Below are 14,894 nucleotides of genomic sequence, written 5' to 3' on the forward strand. Positions count from 1 at the left end.
AACTCCTTAAATGTTTATTTCATTATATAACTATTATTTTATCACATTATTTAATAATAATTTAATAGAAATTTCTTGTATATACAACTTCTCCGATTTTAAAATCATTTGAGTTATTATTTATACACTTAGATTTTATATATTTATTATCTATATTTACCACATAATCTATACAAGCTCCTAAAAATTGTTTTGAAACTATTGTTCCTTTTATAGCCCCTCCTTTTTTGTCTAAAATAATATTTTCTGGTCTTATAAATTTATCACCAATAATATTAACAGAACCTACAAAAGAAGCCACAAATTCATCTTTAGGATTATTATATACATCTTTAGGAGAACCTATTTGCTTAATCTTTCCTTTATCCATAATTGCAATCTTATCCCCTATACTAAGAGCTTCCTCTTGATCGTGAGTTACAAATATTGTAGTTATATTAAATTTTTTTTGTATTTCCTTTATATCATTTCTCATTTTTATTCTAAGCTTTGCATCTAAATTGCTTAAAGGTTCATCTAAAAGTAATACCTTAGGCTTTATTATTAAAGCTCTAGCTAAAGCTACTCTTTGTTTTTGACCACCACTTAACTTAGTTACATTTTTATCTTTGTACTTTAAAAGGCCTACCATGTCTAAATATTCTTTTCCTTTTTCATAGGCTTCTTTTTTATTATATCCTTTAAACTTTAATCCATAAGTAACATTTTTTATAACACTCATATGTGGAAATAAGGCATAAGACTGAAATACTGTAGCTACAAGCCTTTTCTCTGGTGGAATGCTGCATATATCTTTATCTTCTACTAAAATCTCTCCTGAATCTTCTTTCAAAAATCCTCCTATCATTTTTAATGTAGTAGTTTTACCACATCCAGATGGTCCTAAAAGGCAAAGAATTTCTCCTTTTTCCATATTAAAACTTAGCTTATCTACTACATTTAATCCATTAAATTTTTTTACTAAATTTCTAACTTTGAAATACATTTTTCCCTCCTAAAAGCCTTTTCGAAAAAAGAATATTTATAGTTAAAGTTATAATTATAATAAAAGTAGCCATAGCAGCACCTACTCCATATTCTCCACTTTGTATAGAATTAAACATTTCCACTGTTGCAACTTTTTCTCCTGGGTATATTAAAAATATTATAGATCCTATAGTTGTCATAGTAGCTGTAAAATTATTTATAAAGCCTGATATAAAGGCAGGCTTTAACATAGGCAGTATTATATCTTTTATAACTACAATATTTGATGCACCTAAATCCTTTGATGCTTGTTCTATTTCTTGATCTACTTGAGTCAAAACTGCTGATCCCATTTTTGTAGTCATAGGAAGTTGCTTAAATATACAATTAACAATTACTATAAAGCTTGTTCCTGTAAGTTCTAAGGGATATTTGTTAAAAGCTAATATATATCCTATTCCAAAGAAAGTTCCTGGTACAATATAAGGAAGTGTAGCTATAAAATCTATATATTTCATTCCTATTATTTTTCTTCTATCTACAAAATAAGAAATAATAACTCCTAAAAAACTTCCTACTACTGCTACTATTAATGAATATATTATACTCCTGCCGAAACTTCCCATGCTATATTCTGCCATAGATTTAATGTTATCTAAAGTCAAATATATTTTTCCATACTTAAACTTAGTTATAGCCTGAATAAATATAGCAGTATATTGTAATAACATTATTATAACAAATAAATATGTAACAAAAGAAAATATAAATTTCATGGATCCTTTCAATTTATATCTTGATCCTTCTTTAAAAAGCTGTCCTTTTTCTTTTGAAAATACATTAGTATCTTTCATATAAATTCTATAAAATATAAAAGCTACTAAAGCAGGTATAAGTATAAGAACACTCATAACTGCAGCAACTTTAAAATTTCCATTAGATATAACATTAGTATAAACTTCCGTTGCAAGCACTGTAAATGATCCTCCTATAATCATAGGAGTTCCAAAGTCTGATAAACTTCTTACAAAAACCAACAAAGCACAAACTACTATGGCAGGTTTCATAAGAGGAATAACTATTTTAATTATAGTCTCAGATATACTTGCTCCCAAGTCTAAAGAAGCATCTATTACTCTAGTATCAATTCCATTGATTATTCCTATCATAATCAATGTAGAAAGTGGAATAAAAGATAAACTCTCCATTATAACTATACCTTGCCATCCATATGTATTTAAAGTTAAATTCAATAGTTTATGAGTTATAAGTCCTCTTCTTCCAAACAAAGTTATATATGATAATGATGAGACAAAAGGTGGGGATATCATTGTAAGCATTAATATTATAAGTATTACTTTTTTTACCTTTTTGTTGCTAAAACTTATGTAAATAGAAATACATGTTGATAAAATTGTAGTAATTATAGTACACACTATAGATATAAATAAACTATTTTTTATTATTTTTCTATTATCCATAAATATATTTTTATAGAGATCTAATGTAAAACTTCCATTTTTAAAAAAACTTTCTTTTATAACAGACATTATAGGCCAAAGAATAAATATTAAAACAGAGATAAATATTAAAACTATTAAAATCTTATCTAAAATATTATAAAATTGGGTATCTAATTTCTTAGATACCCTTTCTTTTAAATTACTTATATTCACTTACTTATCTTTTGTTATAACTTTCCACTTATCTAAAATTTCATCTCTGTATTTTCCAAATTGACCTAAATATTCTTCTATAAACTTATCTTTTGGAACTTTTAAATCCATTCCCTTTACTCCTGGCCTAACCATCATTGTTCCATCTTTTCCTTCAAGTTCTGCTAAATATTGTTGATTATCCTTTTGGAGTACCCAATCTTCAAAGGCTTTTGCCCCTTCTAAATTAGTACAATCTTTAAATATAGCCATACCTTCTGGAACCCATGGTATTCCATCTTCTGGATATACTACTTGGACATTCTTTTCTTTTTCTAATTTTACTATTGTGTTATCTACATATGTAATACCTATACCAATTTCTCCTGCACTAACTTTTAATTGAGGATCTTTTCCTCTTTTAGAATAATAAGGTATGTTTTTATTTAACTTTTCAAAATAACTCCATCCTTTTTCTTTTCCCATTTTACCAAGTAAAGAATGTACTACTGCATAATTAGTACCTGAAATAGCCGGATTAGACATTAAAATTTCATCTTTATACTGAGGCTTAGTTAAATCTTCCCATGATTTAGGTATTTCAAGATTTTTTTCTTTCATTACATCATTGTTTACTAAAAATCCTACTATTGTTACTCCTTTTGCTATCCAATAACCTTCTTTATCTTTATAGCTATCTGAAACATCCTTAGATTCAGGAGATAAGTACTTTTCTAATAACCCTTGATTTTTAGCAGACATAAAAGCATCTATTCCACCGCCAAACCATACATCTCCCATAGGCTTACCATCTTCTGCTTTTGTTCTTGATAAAACTTCTCCAGAAGACATTGATAAAGATTCTACTTTTATTCCTGTCTCTTTTGTAAACTTATCAAATAATTTTTGATATATTTTAGAAGTTCCTATTATTTTTATAGTACTACCTTTTAAATCCTTTTTATCAGAACTTACATTTACTTCTTTTTTACTACCGCATGCTGTTAAAGCAAACATTAATATTACTGTAAGAACTATAGATAAAAGTGCCTTTATTTTTTTCATCATTTTCCCCCTCTGTTATTAGTCCATATTATATTTTTATACGCATACTAATTTAGATTTTAAAGGATTATAGTATATTTTTCAAGAATTTAACTATTACAAATAAAAATACTACACTGGTCTAGTATAAGAATTTATAATACCCAACCCCTAAATTATGGATTATAAATTTAATTTTATCATAAAAAGCTATATTTTATTATAAAAGAACAGTTATATATTATTTTTACGAAAATTTATTATTAAACTTAAATTTCAAACTATAAAATTTTATTTACCAGACTATGTATTTATACCACACTTGAAAGCTAATAACAAATTTTTTAAAGCTTTATAGACTATTTCATACTATATTAAATAGATAAAAGGCTATCTTAAATCATAAAATTTAAGATAACCTTTATAAAAAATTTTACTTTTATCCTTTTAAAAATGTACTTCCCATCAAATATTCATCTACACCTTTAGCAACTTCTCTACCACTTTTAATAGCTTTTACTACTAAAGATTGTCCTGTTGTCATATCTCCTGCAGAAAATACACCTTGAATACTTGTCATTCCATTTTCATCTGTATAAACATTTCCTCTATCATCTAGTTTTAAACAAAGCTCATTAATAATACCATCAACTTTAGGATGTAAAAATCCCATAGCTATTAAAATTAAATCAGCTTTAATTTCATATTGACTATTTTCTACTTCCTTCATAACAAATTTTCCATTATCAGCTTTATTCCATGAAACTTTAGAACAAATTAATTTTTCTACCTTACCATTACTTCCTTTAATAGTTTTAGTAAGAACATTCCACTCTCTTTCTCCACCTTCTTCATGGGAAGTAGTTGTTTTTAATATTCTAGGATAAGTAGGCCACGGACTAGATTCATCCCTTTTTTCACTTGGCTTTGGCATTATTTCAATTTGATGAATTTTTTTAGCACCTTGTCTTACTGCAGTACCAATACAATCAGAACCTGTATCTCCTCCACCTATTACTACTATATTTTTATTTTTAGCATTTATCTCTTTTTCTTTAAAGTTCTCCATACAAACTTTTTTATTTTGCTGAGACAAGTAATCTACAGCAAAATGTACTCCTTCAAGCTCTCTTCCTTCTACTTTTAAGTCTCTTGGAACAGTACATCCACCAGTTAAAACAATAGCATCAAATTCTTCAAATATTTCTTCTAGTATTAAATCTTTTCCAACTTCTACACCAGTTTTAAATTTAACACCTTGTTTTTCCATTATATCTATTCTTCTATCTATTATAGATTTTTCTAATTTAAAATCTGGAATACCATATCTTAAAAGGCCTCCAGGTTTATTATTTTTTTCAAAAACTGTAACTTCATGTCCTACTGAGTTAAGCTGAGATGCCACAGAAAGTCCTGCTGGACCTGATCCTACTACACATATATTCTTTCCCGTTCTAACTTTAGGAGGATCTTTTTTTATAAAGTCTTCTTTAAATGCTTTCTCTATAATAGATTGTTCTATTTCCCTTATGCAAACAGCTTGTCTGTTAATACCTAAAGTACAAGCAGCTTCACATAGTGCAGGACATATTCTACCTGTAAACTCTGGAAAATCATTTGTTCTTGCTAATCTTTCGTAAGCTTTTTTATATTGTCCTTTATAAAATAAATCATTAAAATCCGGTGCTACATTTGAAAGGGGACATCCCCAGTTACAAAATGCAGTTCCACAATCCATACATCTTGATGCTTGCTGTTTCATATTACTATCACTTAAAGGTACATATACTTCTTTATAATCTTTTACTCTTTCCTCTGTAGGACGTTTATTAAAACTCTTTCTATCAAACTCTTTAAAACCTGTTATTTTACCCACTAAATACACCCCCTTATTAAGAAACTTTTCCTTCTAAATTATTTTTTTCTATTATTTTCTTATATTCTTTTGGTATAACTCTTTTAAACATACTCTTATATTTTGAAAAGTTATCTAATATATTTTTAGCTTTAGAGCTTTCAGTATTTTTATAATGTTTTTCTATTAAGCTATAAACTTCTTTTTCACTATTTATATTTAATCCTTCTATTTCAATAGATGTTTCAGTACATTTTTTAGTAATGCTATTATCCTCATCTAAAACATAAGCTATTCCACCGCTCATTCCTGCTCCAAAGTTTCTTCCAACTTTTCCTATAACAGCTACTACTCCACCGGTCATATACTCACAGCAATGATCTCCTACTCCTTCTACAACAGCATTTGCTCCACTATTTCTTACAGCAAAACGCTCTCCAACCATTCCATTAATATAAACTTCTCCAGATGTAGCTCCATATAGTATAGTATTACCTGCTATAAAGTTTTCTTCAGCAGCACATGCACTTTCTTTTGAGTTTTTAACAATTACCTTAGCCCCTGATAAACCTTTAGCAACATAGTCATTAGCTCCTCCTTCTAAAACTAAAGTAAGTCCTTTAACAGAGTATGCACCAAAACTTTGACCTGCAAATCCTTTAAAATTAAACACCATTGTATCTTCTTTAAGTCCCTGTTGACCAAAAGTTTTAGCTATTTTACCACTTAACATTGTTCCTACAGTTCTATCAGTATTTTTTATTTCAAAGTTTCCTATAACCTTTTTCTTTTCTTCAAACACTTTAGCTGCAGCTTGTAGTAATATGTGATCCATAGATTTGTCTATTCCATGGTCTTGAGCTAAAACACAATATGGTTTTATTCTATTTGGCATATCTGGTTTATATAAAATCTTATCTAAATCCAGTTTCTTTGCTTTTTCATGTTTAACATCTTCACGTTTTTCAAGTACATCTACTCTACCTACCATTTCATTTACAGTTCTAAATCCAAGTAGAGCCATATATTCTCTAACTTCTTTAGCTATAAATGTAAAGAAGTTTATAATGTGTTCTGGTTTACCTTTAAAACATTTTCTAAGTTCTTTATCTTGAGTTGCAATACCCATATCACAAGTATTACAATGACATTTACGAAGGAGTGTGCATCCGGAAACAACTAAAGCTGTAGTTGCAAATCCAAATTCTTCTGCTCCAAGAAGTGCTGCAACAACAACATCTCTACCAGTTTTTAGCTTTCCGTCTGTTTGAAGTCTTACTCTACTTCTTAAATTATTCATCATTAAAACTTGATGAGCTTCTGAAAGTCCTATTTCCCAAGGAATAGCTGCATTTCTTATAGAAGAAAGTGGTGCTGCTCCACTACCTCCATCATGTCCACTTATAAGTATTACATCTGCATGAGCCTTAGCAACTCCAGCTGCTACTGTTCCAACCCCTGCTTCTGATACAAGTTTTACACTAATTCTACTGTCTGTATTTGCTGATTTTAAATCATATATAAGTTGAGCTAAATCTTCTATTGAATATATATCATGATGTGGAGGAGGAGATATTAAATCTATTCCTGCTGTAGAATTTCTTATTTTAGCTATATAGCTATCAACTTTTTTCCCTGGAAGATGTCCTCCCTCACCAGGTTTTGCTCCTTGTCCAACTTTTATTTGAAGTTCATCTGCATTAGCAAGATAGTTTGCAGTAACCCCAAATCTTGCAGAAGCTACTTGTTTTATAGCACTTCTTTTGCTATCTCCATTACTATTTACTTTATATCTAGCCTCGTCTTCTCCACCTTCACCAGAGTTACTTTTTCCACCAAGTCTATTCATAGCTATGGCTATAGTTTCGTGTGCTTCCTTACTTATAGATCCTAAAGACATAGCTCCAGTACAAAATCTTTTAACTATTTGTGATATAGGCTCTACTTCTTCTATAGGAATAGGATTAAAATTAGTAAACTTTAGAAGCCCTCTTATTGTACATAAATTTTCACTTTGGTTATCAGCAATAGTTGTATATTCTTTAAAGGTTTCATAACTATTATTTCTTGTTGCTAACTGAAGCTTATATATTGTTTCTGGATTGAAAAGATGAAATTCCCCTTCTTTTCTCCAAGAATATATTCCTCCAACATCTAATTCATTTTCAGGTTTTCTTAACTTATTAAATGCTTTGTTATGCCTTTCTAAAACTTCTTTTGCTATATCCTCTACATCTATGCCACCTATTCTAGAAGGTGTTCCATCAAAGTATTTATTTACGAATTCTTCATTAAGTCCAAGTATTTCAAATATCTGAGCTCCATGATAACTTTGAATTGTACATATGCCCATTTTAGATAATATTTTCATAAGACCTTTACATATAGCTTTAATATAGTTTTCTATAGCCTTAGTTTCATCTAATTTTTCTATTGTTTTATCTAAAACCATACTTCTTACTGTTTCATATGCAAGATAAGGATTTATAGCTGTTGCTCCATATCCTATTAAAAGTGCAAAATGAGTAGTTTCTCTAGGTTCTGCTGTTTCAATTATAATAGATACTTTAGTTCTACTTTTCTTTTTTATAAGATGATGATGTACTGCTGATACTGCAAGTAAACTTGGAATAGCTGCATCATAATCATCTGCTTTTCTATCACTTAAAACTATAATATTGTATCCTTCACTAGCTCTTTTTTCTGCTCTTTCACATATAATTTTTAAAGTTTCTTTAAATCCTTCAATTCCACTATCTGATTTGAAAGTTATAGGTATTGTAGTTGATTTAAAATCTTTTGTTCTTAAATTTTTCACTTTATACATTTCTTCATCCGATAAAATTGGTTTATCTAAACGTATAAAAGGAGAAATTTTTCTTTCTTTATCCAGTAAGTTATTTTGAAGTCCCATATAGTTTTTAAGGGACATAACTATTCCTTCTCTAATTGGGTCTATTGGTGGGTTTGTAACTTGTGCAAATAATTGTCTAAAATATGAAAATAATAATTGAGATTTATTAGATAATACAGCTAAAGGTGTATCATTTCCCATTGATCCTATAGGTTCAATTCCCGTTTCTGCCATACTTTTAATAATTACCTTTAAGTCTTCTAATGAATATCCAAAAGCTTGCTGTTTTTCTTTTAAAAATTCATAATTTATATTACTTTTTTCTCTTTTATAATCTAAATCAAAATCTTTAAGAGTATATTTACTATCTTTAACTACTTTTTTATAACACTTACTACTACAAAATGTCTTAATTAAATCATCATTTTCTAAAATGTTTTTTTCTTTAGTATCTACTAAAAGCATTTTTCCTGGTTCTAATCTTCCTCTTTTTATTATGTTTTCTGGATTAAAATTCAAAACACCAAGCTCTGAGGCCATTATGATGTCTCCATCTTTTGTAATTACATATTTACATGGTCTTAGTCCATTTCTATCTAAGGTTGCTCCTATTTTTTCTCCATCAGTAAAAAATACTGCAGCAGGCCCATCCCATGGTTCCATAAGTGATGAGTGATATTCGTAAAAAGCTTTAGTGCTTTCATCCATAAAATCATCTTTTTCCCAAGCCTCTGGAATAAGCATTCTCATAGAATGAACAACATTTCTTCCATCTTTATTAAGAAGTTCAAATACATTATCTAAAGATGCTGAGTCACTTCCATTTGGAACTACTATAGGAAATAAACTTTTAATATCTTTCTTAAATACATCTGATTTCAAAAGACCTTCTCTTGCATGCATCCAGTTTCTATTTCCTCTTATAGTATTTATCTCTCCATTATGAGCTAAATATCTAAAAGGTTGAGCTAAATCCCAAGTTGGAAAAGTATTTGTACTAAATCTTTGGTGAACTAAAGCTATAGAACTTTTAAAATTTATATCATTTAAATCAATATAGTATTTACTAATCTGATCTGCTAATAAAAGCCCTTTATAAATTATTGTTTTGCTTGAAAGGCTACAGACATAAAAATATTCATTGCTTTTATTTATTAATTTATTAACTTCATTTTCTGCTTTTTTTCTTATTATATATAATTTTCTTTCAAATTCTTCCTGACTACAATCACATCTTTTAATAAATAATTGTCTTATAACAGGCTCTGTACCTTTTGCAGTTTCACCTATAGATCTGTTATCTGTTGGTACATCTCTCCAACCTAAAACTTTTTGTCCTTCTTCTTCTACTACTCTTTCAAATATACCTTCACATTGATATCTTATAGCAGTTTCTCTAGGCAAAAAAGTCATACCAACTGCATATTCTGAAAACTTTGGAAGATCAATTCCAAGATTATAACAATTTATTCTAAAAAATTCATCTGGTATTTGGATTAACACCCCTGCTCCATCACCAGTTTTAGGATCAGATCCTACAGCTCCTCTATGTGTCAAATTAACTAAAATCTCTAGAGCTTTTCTCACTATAGAATGAGTTTTCTCTCCTTTAACATTAGCTATAAATCCTACCCCACAATTATCTTTTTCAAATTCCGGATTATATAGCCCTTGTTTTTTAGGAAAACCTATATTGTTTGCCATTTATTTTCCCCCTTTTTCTTTTATGAAAAAACATTTGCTGTCTTTCAAACCTGAATATTTTAATTATAATTATATATAGAAAATTGAATTAAATCAATATTAAAGTTGCATTTTTATATACAAATTTATGGTTTTCCCCTATCTTTATATACTTTTTATAGGCTATGGTGAAATTTATTCTTTTATTTCTTGCTAAATTTGGCATTAGAAAAGCATTTCATAAACTATATTTTATATCTTTATACAAATTTTTCATATGTAAACGTTCATATTAATATTGAAATTTTAATTTGTTAATTTTCTCAAAATTTTTTTAATATTAATATAATCAGCTTATTTTTAATAAAAATTATTAATATTAAAATTTATAATAAAAAACTAAGAAAATTTATATATATAAATCTTCTTAGTTTTATAAGAATATAATGATAAAAAATCAATTTTTCCTTTTAAGTTATTCCATAGTTAAAAAGTGATTTAAAAATGTTTTGATATTTCTGTTTGAATTTTTTTTATATCTTTTAACCTTAATCTTGTTTCCCTCATTATATAATCAACAGTTTCTCCATCTAAAAGCATCTCTTTAGCCTTATCAATGGCACCTGCTTTTTTTATATCCATATTGCTCCTCCTTTTAATACTAAGATTTGATAAGTTATAAAATACTATAATCATATACTGCTATTTAACCTATAGATTTATAAAATAATTTTTTAATAATACTTATTTTAAAATCAATATTATTTTTTGCATATTTAATATTTATAAACCTGGAAAAATAATAATATTATCCTTAATTTATATCTATTAATTATTTAGATACATGGAAGTAAATAACTAGTAACCATATTATTAATTTTATAAATTCACATGATTTTTGTACCAAATTCTTATATAGTTAATTTAAGTATATATTCCATTTTATTTTGTCTTTTTTATTATATTTCCTATATTTAACTAATATTTACTATATTAAGTTAAAATGATATAATTAAGTTAAAATTAATAAATATTAAGATTAAGTAATAATAATACTTTTTAAGTTTATATGATACTTAATCTTAAGTAAACGTTTTATAAAATTCAAATATACTAAAATAAATAAGACTATAATATTAAACTTAATATTATATAAATTCACTACACACACCTTATAAATATATTAAACTGCCATTTAAATATATTTATAAAAAAATAAGAGAGCCCTATTAATTAGCTCTCTTATTTTTATTATATATAAAGTTAAAAATATCTATTTATTTTTTAAAAAACTTAAACTCAGTAGTTTAATTAAACATATTACAAATTTATTTAATGAATAAATTTATAGTCTTATTATATTACTATAAATTTCTAATCTGCTCAAGAAGCATTTTAGCAGCTTTTTCTGGACCGTTCTTTTCCATTCCTTTTATCCCTAATCTTGTTTTAAGTTGTCCTACTTTTACTTTTGATTCAAAAAATTTATCAAAATAAGCTTTTAAAAGTACATCTGTATCTTCTCTTTTTTGCATAGGACCAAATGGATTTGCAAAATATGTCTTTACTAATCCTTCTTCAGTAGTTGTTCCTTTAGCCATCCTAGCTCCACTTCTAAAAACTTCTATAGCTTCTTTTTTATTTTCAAAGAAATCTAGCTCTTCTCCACTAGCTTCATAATTATTGGCATATAAGAATAAATCTATAGGATATCCTTTTGTTATTTCCTTATAACTTGCCACTGGAATAACAAGTCTTGCATTAACTTTATCTGGATTCATAAATATACTTCTATCAATTTGTTTAAATGCATATCCCGCATCTAAATCATCTAATCTTACAAACGCTCCTGTTTCTGTACCAAAACCTTTAGGTTTGTTATCTCCATCTAGTTTCACTACACCCATATCATCAAATATTATAGTCATATCACTTATATAATCATCTGCAAGTTTTCTAAAAGCTTCTAAGCTTTCTGATTTTCCTGCTCCACTATCTCCCATTATAACTACATTAGCAGTTTTACCATTCTTAGTTATTATATTAACCATCGCACCATGTATTGGAAGATATCCTTTTTTAATCATTATTAGATTGTGAAGTGTTAAAGTCATTTTTTTCATATATCCAAAATAATCTATAGCTTCATTATAATTTACATAACCAAGCATTATATCATTTTCTTTATCATCATAAAATACGGTTTGCATTTCTTCACTATCATCTCTAGCACCAAATACATAAACTAGATCTGGATTTTTACCTCTATACTCTTCTTCACTTGCAAGTTCAAATAAGTTACAAAGAGTAACCCCATGAGCCATAAAATCTCTATGGAAATATATATATGCTAAAAGTGAACCAACTTTTGCAGGAAAGCAAAACCAATGATCTCCGTTTATAGAACATCCTTTCTTTAACGGATTCTCAAAGCATTCAGTAAACATACCATCTCTTGTATTCTTTTTAGGATAAGTTATAAATGGTGGATCTAATACTATAGATTCAATAAATGGAACATTTTTTAATAATTTATATTCTTCAGGCATGTCCCAACTTGAATTAGTTAAAATAACACCAGCGTTTCCTCCTGCTGGAAGTTGTCTATAAACTTTTGGAGCAAGACCTATAGCATTCTCTTCTATTTTTCTATAAGTATTTAATATAAGTTTAGAAAATTCATTATTTGCATCTATAAAACTTACATTTTGAAAGCCTTCTCTTATTTTTTTATTTTGAACTATAGTATATCTTTCAAGTTTTCTCCAAAAATTATATAAATCTTCTACAAATAATATGAATTTATCTTTATCTTCTAAAAATCTATCATATTTATTTTCTAATTTTATTATTTCATCTGATTTTAAAACTATAAGTAACTTAAATACATTAACTATTTCGTCGTATACTATTTGATCATCTTTTCCAAAGCAATTCTCTATATATTTATATACGTTGCTTTCTTTTCTTTTAATTGTTCTTAAATAACTTTCTAAAACCCTTTTAAAACCGTAACTATTAAAAACAGCTTCTGAATTGTCACAGTATTTAGCAGTAAAATTTATCATTGCTTTTCCTGTGCTAAGTGAAAACTCTTTTCTCATAATAATTCCTCCATACATGAAATATACATACTTCAATTCCTTCATTTTTTATCAATAAATATAATTATAACACATATTATGAAATTTTCAGCTACTTTATTATTCATTTTTGTATATTTTTTTTGTAAATTATTAATAATTTGCAAAAAAATTTAAAAGAACTGTTTTTCAGTTCTTTTAATAATCGTAACTAGAAGTATTTTCACACACTCTAATATTTAAAGGTTTTTCTTTAAATAATTTTTTGTAAGAACATAAAAATTCATTTAATTCACTATCATTAAGATCTATTTTTTTACTACTTTTAAGTGTTACCTCTTCTTCATTCATTTCTATATCCAAATCATTAATGTTATTCTTTATTTTATACAAACTTAGTTTCTTCATCTGTGTTTTTATACTATATTTATCATGAAAACTTAAAGTCTTTCTAAAAGATTCATAGTTTAAGTTTTCCATATTAATTCCCATAGATTTAGGATCTACTCCCATAGATTTCATCTGGCTTTCTATATCCTTGAAATCTACACCATACATATCAGCATATTTATCCATCATTTTTTTCTGTATATTAATAAATTTTTCTTCTGAAACATTGTTTTTTTCCATATAATCTTTAATTTTAGTCATAATATCTGTTATACTTAATTTCCCTGTTGCCATTGAATCATATAGGCCATAAACATATTGTTCAAATTTATCTAAGTCTTTATCTGTAGCTTTATTTTTAATTTCGTTAAAATTTATAATTTCACTCACTATTTTTCACCTCTTATAAAATATAATATGTTGTCACTTGTTATTTAATTATATTTTAACACCAATTGAGTTAATCATAAAACCTAAATAAGTACTACTTATGACATTAATTTAAAATTTATTTTAATTTTGACTTTTAAAATACACTTTACCATCTTCTATTTTATCCAAAATTGCTAAAGATTCTACTCTTGCTCCTCTTTTTTCTAATTCTGATCTTCCTATTTGGAATCCTTTTTCTATAACAATACCAATACCAGAAACTTTACCTGAGCCTTGTTTTACTACATCTATAAGACCACAAGCTGCACATCCATTAGCTAAAAAATCATCAATGATAAGTATATTATCTCCTTTATTAATAAATCTTTTACTAACATTTACATTATAAGTTTTATCTTTGGTAAAAGAATATACTTTTGACGTATATGTTTCTTTATCCATATTACTTCCACTTATTTTTTTTGCAAATACTACTGGTATGTTATTAAAATGTTGAGCAACTATAGTTGCTATTCCTATTCCAGAAGCTTCTATAGTTAATATTTTATTTATTTTAGTATCTTTAAATCTATTTTTAAACTCTTTTCCCATCTCATTAAAAAGTTCAACATCCATTTGATGGTTTAGAAAACTATCTACCTTTAAAATATTATCTCCAATTACTTGTCCTTCTTCTAGTATCTTTTGCTTTAATAAATCCATTTATACCTCTCCTTATTAATTATATTAATATCATTTGTTTTTTATATTAAATAAAAACATATCTTTATAAAAAATTTATAATTACCTAAAAAAATTCCTAGGCCATAACCTAGGAATGAATATACATTACTTATAAAAAATCTATATATAACTATAAATTTATAATAATCCTGTATACTCGTAGTCAGGTATTTATGGCACCTGGTAGAAACACTCAAACCATATTTTTAAGTATATACGAGCAATTAAGCACATGAAAATAAATAATA

The 14,894-nt window shown here is 27.0% G+C and carries 9 protein-coding genes and 1 riboswitch; all 9 genes read right to left on the reverse strand.

From position 1 onward, the window contains the following. Positions 1-61: 61 nt before the first annotated feature. The 9 genes from ABDZ71_RS07360 to ABDZ71_RS07400 all read right to left on the reverse strand — a co-directional run bounded on the left by ABDZ71_RS07360 (position 62) and on the right by ABDZ71_RS07400 (position 14,625). Positions 62-985: an ABC transporter ATP-binding protein gene (locus ABDZ71_RS07360; RefSeq protein ID WP_343760377.1), complete on the reverse strand. Its 924-nt coding sequence runs from the start codon at positions 983-985 to the stop codon at positions 62-64. Next, positions 969-2,636 (reverse strand): ABC transporter permease, encoded by a 1,668-nt coding sequence (locus ABDZ71_RS07365; RefSeq protein WP_343761083.1) that lies wholly within the window; start codon positions 2,634-2,636, stop codon positions 969-971. The genes ABDZ71_RS07360 and ABDZ71_RS07365 overlap by 17 nt, the downstream gene beginning before the upstream one ends. 6 nt (positions 2,637-2,642) lie before the next feature. Next, complete coding sequence (locus tag ABDZ71_RS07370; protein WP_343760379.1) at positions 2,643-3,686, reverse strand: ABC transporter substrate-binding protein; 1,044 nt, start codon at positions 3,684-3,686, stop codon at positions 2,643-2,645. 418 nt (positions 3,687-4,104) lie between these two features. Further along, positions 4,105-5,541 (reverse strand): glutamate synthase subunit beta, encoded by a 1,437-nt coding sequence (locus tag ABDZ71_RS07375; protein ID WP_343760380.1) that lies wholly within the window; start codon positions 5,539-5,541, stop codon positions 4,105-4,107. 16 nt (positions 5,542-5,557) lie between these two features. Then, positions 5,558-10,078: a glutamate synthase large subunit gene (gene gltB, locus ABDZ71_RS07380; protein WP_343760381.1), complete on the reverse strand. Its 4,521-nt coding sequence runs from the start codon at positions 10,076-10,078 to the stop codon at positions 5,558-5,560. Between the two features lie 477 nt (positions 10,079-10,555). Further along, positions 10,556-10,699: a hypothetical protein gene (locus ABDZ71_RS07385; protein ID WP_343760382.1), complete on the reverse strand. Its 144-nt coding sequence runs from the start codon at positions 10,697-10,699 to the stop codon at positions 10,556-10,558. Positions 10,700-11,421: 722 nt separating this feature from the next. Next, positions 11,422-13,161 carry a phosphoenolpyruvate carboxykinase (ATP) gene (locus tag ABDZ71_RS07390; protein WP_343760384.1) on the reverse strand — a complete coding sequence of 580 codons (1,740 nt, stop codon included), beginning with the start codon at positions 13,159-13,161 and terminating at the stop codon, positions 11,422-11,424. A gap of 177 nt (positions 13,162-13,338) precedes the next feature. Next, positions 13,339-13,920, reverse strand: coding sequence for a DUF3867 family protein (locus tag ABDZ71_RS07395; protein WP_343760386.1), 582 nt, complete (start codon positions 13,918-13,920; stop codon positions 13,339-13,341). A 123-nt stretch (positions 13,921-14,043) separates the two neighbouring features. After that, positions 14,044-14,625 (reverse strand): xanthine phosphoribosyltransferase, encoded by a 582-nt coding sequence (locus ABDZ71_RS07400; protein WP_343760387.1) that lies wholly within the window; start codon positions 14,623-14,625, stop codon positions 14,044-14,046. A 161-nt stretch (positions 14,626-14,786) separates the two neighbouring features. Further along, positions 14,787-14,886: riboswitch (purine riboswitch) on the reverse strand. Positions 14,887-14,894: the final 8 nt, after the last annotated feature.

Origin of the sequence: Clostridium oceanicum (genome assembly GCF_039521385.1) — a bacterium.
GTDB lineage: Bacteria > Bacillota > Clostridia > Clostridiales > Clostridiaceae > Clostridium_F > Clostridium_F oceanicum.

Excerpts from the sequence above, each read along its gene's own strand:
- ABDZ71_RS07385 (WP_343760382.1), bottom strand. The coding sequence starts at position 10,699 with ATGGATATAAAAAAAGCAGGTGCCATTGATAAGGCTAAAGAGATGCTT.
- ABDZ71_RS07370 (WP_343760379.1), bottom strand. The coding sequence starts at position 3,686 with ATGAAAAAAATAAAGGCACTTTTATCTATAGTTCTTACAGTAATATTA.
- gltB (WP_343760381.1), bottom strand. The coding sequence starts at position 10,078 with ATGGCAAACAATATAGGTTTTCCTAAAAAACAAGGGCTATATAATCCG.
- ABDZ71_RS07360 (WP_343760377.1), bottom strand. The coding sequence starts at position 985 with ATGTATTTCAAAGTTAGAAATTTAGTAAAAAAATTTAATGGATTAAAT.
- ABDZ71_RS07390 (WP_343760384.1), bottom strand. The coding sequence starts at position 13,161 with ATGAGAAAAGAGTTTTCACTTAGCACAGGAAAAGCAATGATAAATTTT.
- ABDZ71_RS07400 (WP_343760387.1), bottom strand. The coding sequence starts at position 14,625 with ATGGATTTATTAAAGCAAAAGATACTAGAAGAAGGACAAGTAATTGGA.